This is a genomic window from Brenneria izadpanahii, assembly GCF_017569925.1.
Classification (GTDB): domain Bacteria; phylum Pseudomonadota; class Gammaproteobacteria; order Enterobacterales; family Enterobacteriaceae; genus Brenneria; species Brenneria izadpanahii.
Genome location: NZ_CP050854.1, coordinates 1,705,884 through 1,721,585, shown reverse-complemented (window position 1 = coordinate 1,721,585; position 15,702 = coordinate 1,705,884). Strand labels below are relative to the sequence as shown.

Genomic DNA, 15,702 nt, shown 5'->3' with positions numbered 1-15,702 from the left:
AGGCTTCTGCATTACGGGGCGGTCATTTGACTGCCCCATTTGCGAAGCGTCTCAATAATTGCGCTATCCGCTCCTTCCCCCGATTTTCCCTTCATTTCGGCTTGTCCGGCAAAACTGTGCGGCGCCTCCCATTAAATTAAAATTTCATAAAGATTAATTTGAAATATTTATTCCATGAAGATATGGTGATAAATAGAAATTTCGACAACGTTCGCCACGATCCGTCATCCGCCTTAGCCGGCCGTAAGCCCGTCCGGCCGGGGCATCGGGACGGAGGCGCTGGGGCGAAGTTGAATTGGACAGGAGGATTGCGTGAGCACATTACTATCAAAGTACCATCCAGGGGACGCCAGCGGGCGTATCCAGCACATAACCCCGGCCAACGCCGGCTGGCGCTATGTCGGTTTTGACGCCTACCTGCTTAAAAAAGGACAGACGCTGGATCTCGACAGCGGCGACCAGGAGCTATGTCTGGTACTGGTGGCCGGAGTGGCCAGCATCGCTACCCGTTATGCCGAATTCAGCGATATCGGTAAACGTATGAGCCCTTTTGAACGCATACCGCCCTATTCGGTTTACGTGCCTCATCACGACCAGGCGCATATCGTCGCGCAGACCGATTTGGAACTCGCGGTTTGCCGCGCCCCCGGCAACGGCAATTTACCGGCGCGGCTTATCGCTCCGGTGGATGTCGGAGTGGAACAACGGGGCAAGGGCCGCAATAAGCGGCTGGTTCATAATATCCTGCCGGAAAACGACCCGGCGGATAGCCTGCTGGTGGTGGAAGTATTTACCGCGGAAGGAGACACCAGCTCCTATCCCAGCCATAAACATGATACGGAAAATTCGGAGCATGAAACCTATCTGGAAGAGACCTATTATCATCGTCTCGATCCTGCCCAGGGTTTTTGCCTGCAGCGGGTTTACACCGACGACCGCTCTCTTGACGAATGTTTGCCGGTGTATGACCGCGATGTGGTAAAAGTCCCGCGCGGCTATCATCCGGTGGCGACCCTCGCGGGTTACGACAGTTATTATCTGAATGTTATGGCCGGCCCGGTGCGCAAATGGAAGTTTACCTGGGAAAAAGATCACGCCTGGATCAACTCAGCGGAGTATCCCAAGGCGCCATAGCGCTTTCAGGATAAACACTTACCCAGCCTACGGCTCCGAGATTCCCGCGCAAGCGGGAATTTCAGACTGCCGACAAGCTTATCCACGGAACCTGAACGGTGGGAACGGTCGCCGTTCGGCGCACTTTGCCATCAAACTTCTTTAAGTTTAATCAATACGTTAGCCATCATAAAGCTCCCGGCGTATTCGCGCCATCTATCTCTGACCGCCGCAAACGGCATTAGCAAAACGCTGATGCTTCTGTGCGTGAGTATCCGGGTCATAAGGCTAGATGCCGACGGTGCGAACGCCCCTAGCCAGGGGCGATGATTAGCTATCAGGACGAGCGATACCGGGGCATCAGCCGCTTTTTTTCGTACCGTTCAGATCGCTGGACAGATGGGTGGCGCTTTGCATCGCCAGGGACAGCATCAACGTCTGGGATAGACACATGGAAGAGATTTGGGAACGGAATCCGTCCACCTGCGCTTCGCGCACGACAAAGCAGACTTCGCTGAACGCGGCCAGCGGACTAACCAGACTATCGGTAATGGCGATTTGCTTAGCCCCGCTTTTCGCCCCCATGGAAACCAGTTCCACCACTTCCTGGGCGTATGGCGAATAACTGATGGCGATCACCACGTCATCAGGCTGCACCATGCTCAGCTGTTCGGCGAACATGCCGCCCAGACCGTCGATGAGAAACGCGCGCCGCTCCAGATGCCGTAAGGCGTAGGTCAAATAAGAAGCGATGCTGAAAGAACGGCGCAGTCCGATAACATAGATAGTGTTGGCGTTCGCCAGAAGTTTCACCGCCCGCGACAGCTCCTCTTCTTTGATCTGCCCCGGCAGTTGCTGCAACGCCAGACTGTTGACCATGCTGAACATGCTCAGTATTTCCATCGGCGTTTCCGGCGCATCGGCCTCTTTGCCGGCAGTCTGGCGAAATAACCGGGCGCGTTCGGTGTAGCTGACCGTGTCTTCCATCATATGCTGCCGAAATACCTGTTTCATTTCATTGAAACCGTCAAACCCGAACGCGTTGGCAAAACGAATCAGCGTCGAGGGCGGAACATTGGCTTTTTCGGCGATGGAGGCAATCGTATCAAAGGGGATGCTGCTGCTATTATCCAGCATATAGCGCGCCACCTGCTTCAATCGCTTACTAAGCGTATCGTAGCGGTTACGAATATCATCCTGCAGTGACGAGAGTTGGGAAGAAGAAGTTGTTGTCATGAAAACGGCACACCGTAAATTTCAGCAAAAGCGCTGACTTTGATTATTACGATTGAAAAATTCAAATCAACCTATTATTGAAAATATCTCGTCATTTTATTAAACGCATCAAGCTTGCGCGCGCGCAAGACGCGCTTTGGTTAAACGCCATCATCATTTACGCGCCGAACGCCTGTTCCTGTTGCCGCCGGGCGTCAGCCCGTTTCATTAACCGAGCAAAGCGCGTCCAACCATGCGGGCAAACCAGGGAATGGAGCCGTTCAGACAGCCGGCGATTTAAAAAATTAAATTTCATTTCACACCAAAAATAGAAACATTTACCCCTTAATAATGGAATAGCAGCACCTGAATTTCATTTTGCCTTTAAGCATATCCCTATGATAAGCAACCTTTACTTCAAACTGCGTTCAAAACCCACACAACATAAGGTGCTAATAAAATTAGCATAAAGCACGCGCTTTTCGCCAAAGCAACAGAAAAGAGCGCCCAAACGGCTTATGCTCGCCCTTCGCGGCAAGGAGAACAAAATTTCCAATATTTGACCATTCTCTCATAAATGAAATTTATATTTTATTTTCCATTTTTTTGAATAATGGAATCCTTATAATAGCGCCATGGTTTCATCACCCGATTAATCACAACACCATAACCCTACGTCTTTCTCAGATCCCTTTACGGCCAGAGGTTATCCTGACCGGCGGGATCTCCCGCAGGCCAGGGGCAACGGAAGGAAAATATGAACAAAATCAGATTAACCGTGGCGCAAGCGCTGATACGTTTCTTAGACAATCAATATGTCGAAGTTGACGGCGTCGAAACAAAATTCATTAAAGGGATCTTTGCCATCTTCGGTCATGGCAATGTCCTGGGGCTCGGGCAGGCTTTGGAACAGGATTGCGGGCAGTTGCACATCCATCAGGGCCGTAACGAACAAGGCATGGCCCATGCGGCCATCGGCTACGCCAAGCAGTCTTTGCGCCGGCAGATATACGCCTGCACCTCTTCCGTCGGTCCCGGCGCGGCCAATATGATTACGGCGGCGGCCACCGCCACCGCCAACCGCATTCCCTTGCTGCTGCTGCCCGGCGATGTCTACGCGACGCGCCAGCCCGATCCGGTGCTGCAGCAAATTGAGCAGTCCTATGATCTCAGTATCAGCACCAACGACGCGTTTCGCACCGTGAGCAAATATTGGGATCGGATTTCCCGGCCGGAACAGCTGATGAGCGCCTGCATCAGCGCGTTGCGCGTGCTGACCGATCCGGCGGAAACCGGAGCGGTCACGCTGTCCCTGCCGCAGGATGTTCAGGGCGAGTCTTACGATTATCCGGATTATTTCTTCCAAAAACGGGTGCACCGCATCGAGCGCCGATTACCCACGGCGGATATGCTGGACGAGGCGAAGGAATTATTGCTGCGTAAAAGCAAACCGTTGCTGATTTGCGGCGGCGGCGTCCAATATTCTGACGCCGGGCAGGCGCTGCGGGATTTCGCCGAACGCTACCATATCCCCTTCGCCGAAACCCAGGCCGGGAAAGGCGTATTGATTTCCGATCATCCGCTGAATGTCGGCGGTATCGGCGAAACCGGAAGCCTGGCGGCCAACCTGCTGGCCAAAGAGGCCGATTTAATTATCGGCGTCGGCACCCGTTATACCGATTTCACCACCTCCTCCAAATGGATTTTCCAGAATCCGGCGGTTTCGTTCCTGAACCTCAACATCAATCGTTTCGACGCCACCAAGCTCGACGGTTGCCAGGTCACCGCGGACGCGCGCGAGGCGCTGCGCTCCCTTAATCAATACCTGGTATCGGAAGATTGGCGCGCAAACTGGGGGGATCGCGTAACCGAGGTACGCAACCAATTGCAGGCGGAACGGAAGCGCGTTTATTCCATTAATTATACCGGCGAAAATTTTGTACCTGAAGTCAACGACGTTCTGGACCACAAGGCCGTTTTTGCCGAATTCAACAGTATCACCGGCTCGCTGCTCACCCAGAGCCGGGTGTTGGGCATCGTCAATGAAACCATCCCGGAAGACGCGGTGATTGTCGCCGCCTCTGGCAGCCTGCCGGGGGATCTGCAGCGTATCTGGCGTACCACCGCTCCCCAGGGCTATCACGTGGAATACGGTTACTCCTGTATGGGATATGAAGTCAACGCGGCGCTGGGCGTTAAAATGGCCGAACCGGCCCGGGAGGTATACGCACTGGTGGGCGATGGCGCCTTTATGATGTCGCATACCGAGCTGGTTACCTCCATTCAGGAAGGCTGCAAAATCAATGTGGTGCTGTTCGACAATATGACGAACGGCTGCATTAACAACCTGCAGTTGGGACACGGCATGCAAAGTTTTTTCACCGAATTCCGTTTCCGTGATAAATCCCCATCCCGGCTTGACGGCGCCTTTGTGCCGATGGATTTCGCTAAGGTCGCCGAAGGTTACGGCTGTAAAAGCTATCGGGTCACTACGGTGGAAGAGTTGCATCATGCGCTGGAAGACGCTAGGCGACAGACCGTCTCGACGCTGATCGATGTCAAAGTGCTGCCGAAAACCATGATCCACGGCTATTTCAGCTGGTGGCGGGTCGGCGGCGCGCAGGTATCCGCCAGCGCCAGCATACAGGCCGTGGCTAATATGCTGGCGGAGAATATTGACAAGGCTCGTCAATATTGAGATTAAGCCGGTCCATGGATGGGCCGCATAACAAAGCCAACGCGCTGCGGCTTGAAGTATGACGGACATAACGGCAATGCCATATCGCCGGCGAGACGGTTTCAACGAAAGCGGCGGTTCTCGGTCAACTGACGTTGCGCGTCTTGATGCCTGCTTCCTGCATTTTTTCGAGCCGCCTTCCACTTTCCCGGCAATAACGTTGGCAGGCTCCGAGCGGAATGGTTATGTTCCTTCATGACGCAATTTATTCAAATCCCCGCGTTTAACCGGCCGCCGCCGCGGCAGTCGCGTTCTTACCTGTACCCTGACAGCGGACAAATAAAATAAATATTCTATAACAACACCAATAGAAATTTAGTTTTTTAAAAAATCTGATAACCATCCTCATAACGGGGATTATTTATCATTAATCCAGGCCGTTTTTTTAACAATTATCGATGCCGTCATGGAGAAAAAAAACAAAATACCGGTAAACAAAACCGAATAATATTATTATAAAACATATCGTTACTGCATCACCCTTTTACCTGTCCCCTAGGGAAGAACGAGAAAATAACAGGTTCGCTACAAAAAATATCCGTCAATTTATGATCCTTATCTCAAAACGGAATATTTTTTCTGCATTAATTTCTTATGAAAGATATATTCTTATGGAGCCGCAGATACTTTGAAACGATATGCACCACGATACAGTTTCTCAGTATGGCTATCGGGCTGCGCCGGTTTACGTACCAAGCTCTGAATTAACGTCTAACAGGCAGGAGGATGAAGATGACGCTGAAATTAGGGGTGAGCGGTACCGGAGTCATTGGTCACAAACATATCCGCCGTTATAGACGGGTATTACAAAGTACAACGGCGTCCGAACACGCCAGGGCCGCGTCGCCAAAAAGCCTTGGGTTGATTGAGTATTTCTTTACTGCCGCTTCCGGTTCTTCTACCAACGTTAAGTCGCCATGCCCTTTTGTTACTTGTTACGCGCCACGAGCAGACGCCCGGGATATTTTTTCTAACATCGCTCTATTCAAGGTGTATTAATCATGGATAAAAATAAAGTCAAACTCGCCATTGCCCCCATCGGTTGGACCAATGACGACATGCCCGATTTAGGAAAGGAAAATACATTTCAGCAAACGGTCAGCGAAATGGCGCTGGCCGGATTTACCGGCAGCGAAGTCGGCAGTAAATATCCGCGGGATCCCAAGATTCTTAAACCGATGCTGGATATACGCGGTATTCAAATCTGTAATGCCTGGTTCAGTACCTTTTTTGCCGACGGGCAAAAAGCCAAAACCATCGATGAATTTATCACTCACCGTGATTTTCTTCATGCCATGGGGGCGAAAGTCATTGGCTGTTCCGAACAGTCGCGCAGCACCCAGGGTACGCCAAAGCCGGTTCTGGAAGGGCGGCCCAGCTTCAACGATAAAGAATGGCAGCTGGTGGCCGAGGGTTATAACGAATTGGCGGATCTCGCGGCGGAAAAAGGGATGACCGTCGGGCTGCATCACCATATGGGCACCGGCATTCAAACCACCCAGGAGATCGATCGCTTCATGGATCTGGTGGATGACGACGTTTACCTGCTCTATGACACCGGCCATGCCTACTACTCGGAAGGCTCACAGGAAGCGATGCTGCAAATCCTGGAAAAATACCTGCCGCGCATCAACCACGTTCATCTGAAAGATGTGCGGGATGAGATCGTGGCCGAGGTTCGCACCCATAAGTTGAGTTTCCTTGATGGCGTGAAAAAAGGAACCTTTACCGTACCGGGAGACGGAGTAATCGATTTCAATCCGGTCTTTAAGCTACTGGAAGATTTTGGTTATGAAGGTTGGATCGTGGTGGAGGCAGAACAAGATCCCGCCAAAGCTAATCCTTTTGAATATGCCGTTAAAGCCAGGCGCTACATCCGCGAAGTCGCCGGCATTTAATGACGATGTATTACGTTTCCGCAAGGCATGTTTCGCCTTGCGGCTATTGGCTACCCGCAACGATGTATTTAGCGGGTTAAGTAAAAATAAGATAGAGAGCAACTAATGAAAGAAATCAGAATTGGATTAGTTGGTACGGGTTATATTGGGCGCTGTCATGCAATAGCCTATGCGCAGGCGCCTACCGTTTTTCCGCTAAAAGGGAAAATAGTGAAGGAAATGCTTGCGGAAATAAGTGAGGAATTGGCAGAGAAAAAAGCAAACGATTTTGGTTTTAATCGTTATACGGCTGACTGGCGTCAGCTGGTAAGCGACCCGCGAATCGATGTCGTCGATATTTGCGTTCCTAATTTTCTTCATAAAGAGGTCGCGCTTGAAGCCATCAAACATGGCAAACACGTCTATAGCGAAAAACCGTTGGCGCTGACAGCCGCCGACGCCAGCGAAATGGTGGCGGCCGCCAAAAAGGCTAACGTCAAAACGCTGGTGGGCTTTAACTATATGAAAAACCCGGCGGCGCAATTAGCCAGACAAATTATTGAAAATGGCGAAATCGGCGAAATAGTGCATTTTTACGGTACTCATAACGAAGACTATTTAGCCAATCCCCAGACGCCTATCGACTGGCACTGCAAGAAAGAATTTGCCGGTTTAGGCGCGTTGGGAGATCTTGCCGCGCATATCGTTAATATGGCCCATTACCTTATCGGCAATATCAGCGAAGTTTCCGGCGATATGGCAACCGTTATCGCAGAACGCCCCGATCCGCGCGATCCCACTCAACGGGTCAAAGTGGAAAATGAGGATCAAGCGAGCGCGTTAGTCCGCTTTGAATCCGGCGTTATGGGAGTGATTGAAACTTCACGGATCGCCAGCGGCAGCAAGATGGGATTAACTTATGTGGTAACCGGAACCAAGGGTTCAATTACCTATACCCAGGAAAGAATGGCCGAGTTGAAACTCTATCGGCATGACGATCCGGTGGAAAGACAAGGCTTCAAAACTATTTTAGTCGGCCCGTCTCATCCTGACTATGCCCCCTTCTGCGTCTCTGCCGGTCATGGCTTTGGTTTCAACGATCAAAAGACTATCGAAATAAGAGATTTGATCAACGGCATTGCCGCTGACGATAAAATGTGGCCCGATTTTGAGGAAGGGTTACGCGTTTCTCAAGTATTGGAAGCTATTGCCCAGTCAGCGCAAGAACGCCGATGGGTTAAAATTTAGCACGAGACAATAATAAAAGGATAAGCGCAGCAAATAAAACCTTAGTAAGTAATCAGAACTAAAACTTTTTATCAAATTTATTTGCCTTATATAAATAAATTTTTAGGCGAATAATAACTCACAGTGCCAAAGAAACTTCTTCGCCTTTGATTCACAAGGAATCAAAGGCAACTGCTTAAGCAGTTTGAAGAGGCTATTTGGCATCACCTGGTTAACTGAATAAAAAGGTAAGAACATGTCGCTAATAATGGATCTCAACCTACAACAAAGAAAACGATTACACCAAATAACATTAGTCGCTACATTCGGCGGCTTGCTCTTTGGTTATGATACAGGTGTTATTAATGGCGCGTTTCCTTCTTTAAAAGAAAGTATGGGGCTGACACCGACAACCGAAGGCCTCGTCATGAGCGTTCTTTTAATCGGAGCCGCGATTGGCAGCGTCTGTGGCGGCCGACTGGCCGATTATTTTGGCCGGCGAAAATATTTATTATATTTATCATTTATTTTCTTATTCGGCGCCATGATGTCCGCTCTATCCCCCGAGATCGTCACCCTATTGCTCGCCAGGTTTTTGCTCGGTTATGCCGTAGGGGGCGCATCGGTTACCGCGCCCGCGTTTATATCCGAAATCGCGCCAACCGAGAGGCGGGGGAAACTCACCGGATTAAATGAAGTGGCGATTGTTATCGGCCAATTAGCCGCGTTCGCGATCAACGCCATTATCGGCTACGTTTGGGGGCATCTCCCCGATGTGTGGCGCTATATGTTAGTCGTCCAGGCGATTCCGGCTTTAGGTTTGCTTATCGGCATGTGGCGTTCGCCGGAAAGCCCTCGTTGGTTGATTAGCAAAAATCGCCGGGAAGAAGCCTTAGACATTTTAAAGCAAATTCGGCCGACAGAAAGGGCGGTTAAAGAGTTTGACGATATCGTGACGCTGATTAATATCGAATCGGAAAAGAAGCTGCATTCGCAAGGGATGCTGGCAATCATTCTCAAAACCCCCTGGATTTTCAAATTACTGCTGGTTGGTATCGCCTGGGCGGCTATACAGCAAACCACCGGGGTGAATGTCATCATGTATTACGGCACGGAAATACTCCGTACTTCAGGATTCTCTGAAAGAATGGCGTTGATTTGTAACGTGTTAAACGGCGTTTTCTCTGTTGGCGGTATGCTAGTCGGGGTTATATTCCTGGTCGACCGGTTTAAACGGAAAACGCTGATTATTTCCGGTTTTGCCCTCATGGCGACATTGCATTTGATCATCGCCGCCGCGGACTACTATCTGGTCGGCGATGTAAAAGCCACGACTATCTGGCTGCTGGGAGCATTATTTGTCGGCGTCATGCAAGGCACCATGGGTTTTCTTACCTGGGTGGTATTGGCTGAACTTTTCCCGTTAAAAATCCGCGGATTATCCATGGGCATTTCGGTATTTTTTATGTGGATCATGAACGCCATCGTCAGTTATTTATTCCCAGTTCTTCAAGCAAAACTTGGCTTGGGTCCCGTATTCCTGATTCTTGCCGTTATAAACTACCTAGTTATTATATTTGTTGTATTAGCATTACCCGAAACGGCTAATAAATCATTAGAACAACTAGAGGAAGAACTGTCTTCTGGAGTATAGTTAAAAGATGTCTTACCCGAAGGCAAATAGGCCATATCGCACAGGAGACAGATGATGATAGATAATATTACGCCCGATAATCTTCATTTAGGCTGTAAAGCAAAAAACAAAGCTGAAGTTTTATCGATGGTAGGTAACAAATTTAAAGAAAAAGGATATGTCAATCAGGATTGTATTGCTTTTCTTAATGAAAGAGAGCATCAAGTTTCTACGTTCCTGGGAAACGGCATTACCCTTCCTCATTTGCCAAAATCAGCCACCAATATCATCGTTAAAACAGGAATTGAGGTTTTTCAATTTCCTGATGGCGTTATTTGGGATAGAAGCAATGTGATGTTTATTACCATCGGCGTTATTGCTAAAGAAGCGCAACATATTGATGTATTAAAAGAAATTGCGTCTATTTTTAGTGATGAAATCATTGCTAACGCGCTCTCTCTTATCTCGAATAAACAGGATTTTCTTCGTATTCTTAATCGGGGGTAATTTCCCAAACGAAGTAAGCATACTCATAGATACTGACCTATATGCCGTATGCCGGTATCTATGAGCAAATTGGACGTAATGAGACGAAAATGCCCATTCCGTAAAAAGCAGGTATGCCGCATTACAAAGGCTATCGCCTGTTCTGCCTTATAGCAGTAATACCATTTGCTTAAAGTTCGAGATACTCGGGACGGCCGCGACACAGGGTATCGCTGCTTGCCACGCTTTCCCCTCTATCAATAGATTTCGAGATGCGCGAAGACGGCGACGCAACACCAGCTCGCCGGGAACGAATCTGACCAGCCACCGGCTGGCCTGCGGTGAAAGACCGGATGTCTCTCATCAATCGCCGGCGCTTACTGAAGTCAAGTGACCGGGGTAAGTGACAAATCTGCCGGGAGCAGATTTAAACACCGCTTGTGACGGTCAATCGGGGCGAACGTCGAAGAGGTGAGCGGAATCAACGCCTAAGTTATGGACCCCGTTTGAGGCGGTTAGCATGTCATGATAAATCAACAGCGGCGCGCGGACTTGTTATTAATCGCGACAACGTTAACTGCCAGTTTTGGATGGATTTTCTCCAAAGAGTCGCTTCAGGGCATGCCGACGTTCGGTTTCATAGGGCTGCGCTTTTTACTGGCCGGCATATTCTTACTGCCTTTCTGTTTTCGACGGAAAAATCGCATCACGCCATCGTCCATCCCTGGTATCGTCGGCGTGGGCTGTCTGCAAGCGCTGTCAATGTTGCTGTGGATCCTGGCGGTATCGCTAAGCGATGCGCTGGGCGAAGGGGCGTTTATCATGAGCCTCTCAATGCTGTTTGTACCCTTAGCGGCATGGGTAATATTCAAGATCACGCCGACTCGCCCCTTTTGGGAATCCCTGCCCCTGGCGCTGTTCGGATTGGCCCTGCTGACGTTAACCCATGGCTGGACGATATCGATCAGCCAATTCTGGTTTCTTGCCGCCGCATTAACCCAGGCGGTATATTTTTGCGCCAACGGCCGTTACGCGCTGACGATCCCCGTATTACCCTTAACCTGCATTCAGCTATTTTGTACCAGCCTATGCGGCATAATCATTTCGTTATGCTATGAACAGTGGCCCGCCAATATCGACGGCAGCATTTGGCTGTGGTTCGTGTCCAGCGCAATTATCGCCACTTCGATACGTTTTCTATTGCAAATCGCCGGGCAAAAGCGAACCAGCGTGGCCAACGCAGCCATTATTATGGTGCTGGAGCCGGTATGGACCGTTATTCTCTCCGCCATTTGGTATGGAGAAAAGATGCCCGCACAGAAAGTGGCAGGCTGCATTCTGATTTTTCTCGCTTTACTCTTGTATCGCGGCCGGCATTACCTATCGCTCAGGAGAAAAAAACGTAGCGGCTAACCCTCCGAATAAACCGTATCAGTTGGAACGCCATCCGGTCGCCGCCTTGATTTTAGGCGTTCCCCATACCATACGGATATTAAGACGCCGCTCTCGCCGAACGCCGCATAACTTCGGCCAACAAGGTTGTAGTTAATACCGAAGCGGCGAATGCCACGACAAAGGTCGTCAATAATCCAGCCTGGAGGATCAGTTCCCTGATCGTCATATAAAAGATAATCACGCCTATCGCACTTACCGCGTTGCCACGCACTACCGCCGCCATTTCGCTTCGCCCGCCCTGAACGTGCGCGAATACCGTCAACGGCCAGGCGATGACGGGAACGGGCGAAAGAATACCGCTGACATGCGGACCGATTACCCGTGCCGAGCCGGTAATAGCGAACAGCATCGCTGTCGACGTCAGCATACGCATCGGAATATCCCAAAACGGAACCGTTGATTTTCGGATCTCCCGCCCTCCCCGATTGGTTAATCGGATGATGGCCGCGATTGCCGCCAAGCTGATAATTATCGCCCCCAAGGGAGAATTGGAAACCAGCAACAGCAAAGAGATCACGCCAAAAAATGCCAACGCGCTGACGCAAGCCGCCAAAACAGAAAGAGAACTGGTGACGACGAGATAGAAAAGGTACGTAAGCAACACCGCGGCTAGCCCAGATAACGCGCCGGAGGCGGCCTTAGCCGCAAATTGCGGCCCCTGCTCAATCGCCAGAAACAGAGCGACCGGGCCGGAGGTCAGCGGCATACCGGAAAGTAAACCGCCAACAAACCCACCCCACTTTCTCACCGCCAAAGAAACAGCAAGCATCAGAACCGGCGTTACAGCCAATTTAATCGCTAATATGTCCAAATAAGACATCTCCCTTCGTATTGATAACAAGCTGAACCGCAATGTCGGTTGGCTTTTTTTGACTGTAACAGGAAGACCGAATATGTAAATGTGAAAGTAAACTCCGAACGGTTATTTTATCTACAGCGCCGGCTGCCGGCTCCCAAAAACCGCTGGATAGAACAGTAGATATTAAATATATTGTAGCTTATTCGAATTAATGCTTTTTTTGACATAACTGGATTAAGTATGGTGAAAAAGTGGCCTGTATTCACCCTTTGCATACTGTTTACCGCTATGGCTTCCGCCAAAACCAAACCGTCCGGTATCGAGTACGAAATGTCGCAGGTGCCGGCGGACATGGTTTATCAAACCGTGGCTGGAATTATCAGTTATTCATATTGGCCCGTTCCAGATAAAACGCCCACTCTTTGCGTACTATCATCGGCTTATTTTTCTTCTTCACTAACCGCGCCGCCACCGGCTGCGACACCCAAAAGAACGATTTTTAATTCCGTCACGCTGAAGAATACTCAAGATTATTCCCCATCACGATGCGATGCCATATATTTTGGGAAAGAGTCTATTTCAGAACAATTAACAATAGTTAATCAACACCCCGAACATCCGTTATTAACTATTGCCGAACAAAATCCGGCCTGTATCGCCGGTAGCGCGTTTTGCCTGATATTCGCTAATAAAAAAGTCAGCTTTTCGGTAAATTCAGATTCTTTATCCCGAACCGGTATCAGGATCAGCCCTGAAGTTTTAATCCTCGCGCGACCACAGAATGAAAAATCATGAATAAAAAAGGAATTTCCGCCTCTCATATAGAAAGGAAAATAACCTTCAGGTCTGCCCTGACTCGTATTAGCACGATGAGTCTCGTTATTACGATGATGGTATCGTGGATGCTGATTACCGCGGCTTCATTAATTTCATTTAAACAATATGCTGAAAAAAACCTGCAATTACTGGGCTATACGTTAAGTCAAAGTATAGAAGCCGCCGTGGTGTTTCAGGATGGTATCGCCGCCAAAGAAATATTGAACAATCTCGGCCAGCAGGACCAATTTAACATTGCCATCGTAACAGATGCCCAAGGAAAGAAATTAACGGAATGGCGGGCCGCCGATAGCCTTTCGATGGATAATGCGGATAAACTGATCATCCGTTGGCTTTTCCCGCACTCGATTATTCAACCCATTTATCATCGGGGCGAATTAGTCGGTAAAATCGAGATATCCGGCGCGGATGCCACGGTTAAACAATTTGTCTATTTCTCATTAATCACGCTGACCCTATGCGTAATTCTATCCTCCGTGCTGTCAATTTTCATCTCCCGGCGCTTGCATAACGGCCTGATTATCGATCTGCAAAATATTACCGACGTAGTGCATGATATCAGAGAAAATCGAAATTTCACCCGGCGGGCGCCGGCGGGTAAAATTATGGAAATAGACACATTAAGTAAAGATTTCAATAGCTTAATCAATGAAATTGAACATTGGCAAAAGCAGATATTAAAAGAGAACGACTCTCTGCTGAAACGCTCGCGGCACGACTCGCTAACCGGATTAGCCAACAGGGCCGCATTTTGCGGCACGCTGGAAAAACTGCTCAAAGATAAAAAAAGCAAATCTCAGATCGCGCTGCTTTTTATCGATGGCAACCATTTCAAGGAGATTAACGATACCTACGGACATGCCGTAGGCGATGAAGTATTAATTACTATTGCTAATCGTTTATTAGATTGCGTGGGCAAAGCATCGCTTCCCTCACGCCTGGGCGGCGATGAATTCGCGCTGTTTCTGTTATCTGAAACCAAAGACATGAGCTATATTGAAGGCGTCATAAAAAAAATTCATAGAAAAATGAGCGAACCGATCTGTTTATCCGATGGAATTACGATTAATATGACACTCAGTATCGGCGTAGCGATTGCTGACAATAATTCAACATTAAAATCTTTAATGGAAGAAGCAGATAAAAATATGTATCTGGAAAAACAGAACCATCATAACGCTTAATTATCAAAACAGAGGATTTTATGAAATCGGGCTTTATAGCAACATTAGCTACGGTGGCAATTTTTGCACTTGTAGGTTGTCAGTCTCCACAGCAAACATTTACCCGCGCACAAATTTCCGCATTACAATCTCAAGGATTTAAAAATACGCCAGAGGGATGGACATTAGGCCTATCGGAAAAAGTATTATTTGAAAATAACAAATCAACGCTGACATCCCAAAGTAAAGAGGCTATAAAAAAAATAGCCTCGTCCTTATCTTCGGTAGGATTACTCCACGCAAGAATGGACGGACACACGGACAATTATGGCGAGAGCAGCTATAATCAATTTTTGTCTCTCAAACGTGCAGCTACCGTTGCGGATTTTTATGCGGAAAGCGGCAATATACCTCGCGGTAATCTAACGACCCAGGGATTAGGTGAAAAATACCCCATCGCCGACAATAATACGCCGCAGGGCCGGGCAGAAAATCGCAGGGTTTCTATTGTTATCACCGCGCCTTGATAAAATAAGCATTCGCCCCGCTCTATTTTATTTATCCGGGATGAATCAGAATAACGCTATCTTTTCAAATAAAACGTAAAAATATAACCGCGATGAAATGACCAAAGCGGTTATATTTTATGCCGATAATGGTCGTGCGTTTGCGTTATATATTAAGGGCGGCCAACGCCTCCGCGACTTGAAATATCACGCGTATAACCCATTATGCGCCACAAGTTACGTTGATAGCCTCAATGCGAACAAGGCGTCCGTCTTCGTCATGCCAGACATGCTGTACCCGGTTATGGTTAAGCGTATCAATCTGATTTTTATGAATAGAAAAACTCCGCGCCACCTCTCCAGAATTTAAATCATCGGAGCGTTTACGGCGTTCTATGCGAAACCGAAACTGATTGTATTTCGCCCAGCCGATTAACAGCAGTGCATTGAAAATGCCAATAGCAAGATACAGGGAAAACGTATTTAACTCTGACGAGATAGGACGAGGCCCGGCCCACGGCGATTGCTGTAGTGTTAGCAACAAACTCTCGGTCATTAGCAAAATAAACCCGCACCAGCCACATAACGTCATCAATATATCAAACAACAGCGGGAGCAGGCGTCGCTCGGTCAATATCAACGGTGAATTCATCG

14 protein-coding genes are annotated in these 15,702 nt (G+C 48.7%); 11 read left to right on the top strand and 3 right to left on the bottom strand.

All coding sequences use genetic code 11. The annotated features are described in order from the left end of the window. The first annotated feature begins 312 nt into the window (after window positions 1-312). The gene (gene iolB, locus HC231_RS07615; RefSeq protein ID WP_208230454.1) at window positions 313-1,134 is read left to right on the top strand and encodes a 5-deoxy-glucuronate isomerase; all 822 of its coding nucleotides are present in this window, start codon (window positions 313-315) and stop codon (window positions 1,132-1,134) included. Window positions 1,135-1,473: 339 nt separating this feature from the next. Here iolB and HC231_RS07610 read toward each other — a convergent pair whose 3' ends face one another. Beyond that, window positions 1,474-2,349: a MurR/RpiR family transcriptional regulator gene (locus HC231_RS07610; RefSeq protein ID WP_208230453.1), complete on the bottom strand. Its 876-nt coding sequence runs from the start codon at window positions 2,347-2,349 to the stop codon at window positions 1,474-1,476. 736 nt (window positions 2,350-3,085) lie between these two features. Here HC231_RS07610 and iolD point away from each other — a divergent pair. The 7 genes from iolD to HC231_RS07575 all read left to right on the top strand — a co-directional run bounded on the left by iolD (window position 3,086) and on the right by HC231_RS07575 (window position 11,701). Continuing rightward, the gene (gene iolD, locus HC231_RS07605; protein ID WP_208230452.1) at window positions 3,086-5,026 is read left to right on the top strand and encodes a 3D-(3,5/4)-trihydroxycyclohexane-1,2-dione acylhydrolase (decyclizing); all 1,941 of its coding nucleotides are present in this window, start codon (window positions 3,086-3,088) and stop codon (window positions 5,024-5,026) included. Between the two features lie 771 nt (window positions 5,027-5,797). Next, the gene (locus HC231_RS07600; RefSeq protein WP_208230451.1) at window positions 5,798-6,064 is read left to right on the top strand and encodes a hypothetical protein; all 267 of its coding nucleotides are present in this window, start codon (window positions 5,798-5,800) and stop codon (window positions 6,062-6,064) included. A gap of 2 nt (window positions 6,065-6,066) precedes the next feature. Next, a complete protein-coding gene (gene iolE, locus HC231_RS07595; RefSeq protein ID WP_208230450.1) occupies window positions 6,067-6,963 on the top strand; it encodes a myo-inosose-2 dehydratase in 897 nt (298 codons plus the stop codon). Window positions 6,964-7,068: 105 nt separating this feature from the next. Then, window positions 7,069-8,190 carry a Gfo/Idh/MocA family protein gene (locus tag HC231_RS07590; RefSeq protein ID WP_208230449.1) on the top strand — a complete coding sequence of 374 codons (1,122 nt, stop codon included), beginning with the start codon at window positions 7,069-7,071 and terminating at the stop codon, window positions 8,188-8,190. 235 nt (window positions 8,191-8,425) lie between these two features. Beyond that, window positions 8,426-9,823 (top strand): sugar porter family MFS transporter, encoded by a 1,398-nt coding sequence (locus HC231_RS07585; protein ID WP_208230448.1) that lies wholly within the window; start codon window positions 8,426-8,428, stop codon window positions 9,821-9,823. A gap of 54 nt (window positions 9,824-9,877) precedes the next feature. After that, window positions 9,878-10,309, top strand: coding sequence for a PTS mannitol transporter subunit IIA (locus HC231_RS07580; protein ID WP_208231251.1), 432 nt, complete (start codon window positions 9,878-9,880; stop codon window positions 10,307-10,309). Window positions 10,310-10,816: 507 nt separating this feature from the next. Next, window positions 10,817-11,701: a DMT family transporter gene (locus HC231_RS07575; RefSeq protein WP_208231250.1), complete on the top strand. Its 885-nt coding sequence runs from the start codon at window positions 10,817-10,819 to the stop codon at window positions 11,699-11,701. Between the two features lie 79 nt (window positions 11,702-11,780). Here the strand turns inward: HC231_RS07575 and HC231_RS07570 are convergent, their stop codons facing one another. Continuing rightward, a complete protein-coding gene (locus HC231_RS07570; RefSeq protein ID WP_208230447.1) occupies window positions 11,781-12,554 on the bottom strand; it encodes a hypothetical protein in 774 nt (257 codons plus the stop codon). A gap of 228 nt (window positions 12,555-12,782) precedes the next feature. Between HC231_RS07570 and yfiR the strand changes: the two genes are divergently transcribed. Genes yfiR through yfiB form a run of 3 tightly spaced genes read left to right on the top strand, consistent with a single transcriptional unit; the run spans window position 12,783 to window position 15,069 of the window. Then, the gene (gene yfiR / locus HC231_RS07565) at window positions 12,783-13,337 is read left to right on the top strand and encodes a regulatory sequestration protein YfiR (protein ID WP_208230446.1); all 555 of its coding nucleotides are present in this window, start codon (window positions 12,783-12,785) and stop codon (window positions 13,335-13,337) included. After that, a complete protein-coding gene (dgcN, locus tag HC231_RS07560; protein WP_208230445.1) occupies window positions 13,334-14,563 on the top strand; it encodes a diguanylate cyclase DgcN/YfiN in 1,230 nt (409 codons plus the stop codon). The genes yfiR and dgcN overlap by 4 nt, the downstream gene beginning before the upstream one ends. A 20-nt stretch (window positions 14,564-14,583) precedes the next feature. Continuing rightward, window positions 14,584-15,069: an outer membrane lipoprotein YfiB gene (gene yfiB, locus HC231_RS07555; RefSeq protein WP_208230444.1), complete on the top strand. Its 486-nt coding sequence runs from the start codon at window positions 14,584-14,586 to the stop codon at window positions 15,067-15,069. 202 nt (window positions 15,070-15,271) lie between these two features. Here yfiB and pgaD read toward each other — a convergent pair whose 3' ends face one another. Next, on the bottom strand, window positions 15,272-15,700 hold the full coding sequence (gene pgaD / locus HC231_RS07550; protein WP_208230443.1) for a poly-beta-1,6-N-acetyl-D-glucosamine biosynthesis protein PgaD: 429 nt from the start codon (window positions 15,698-15,700) through the stop codon (window positions 15,272-15,274). Window positions 15,701-15,702: the final 2 nt, after the last annotated feature.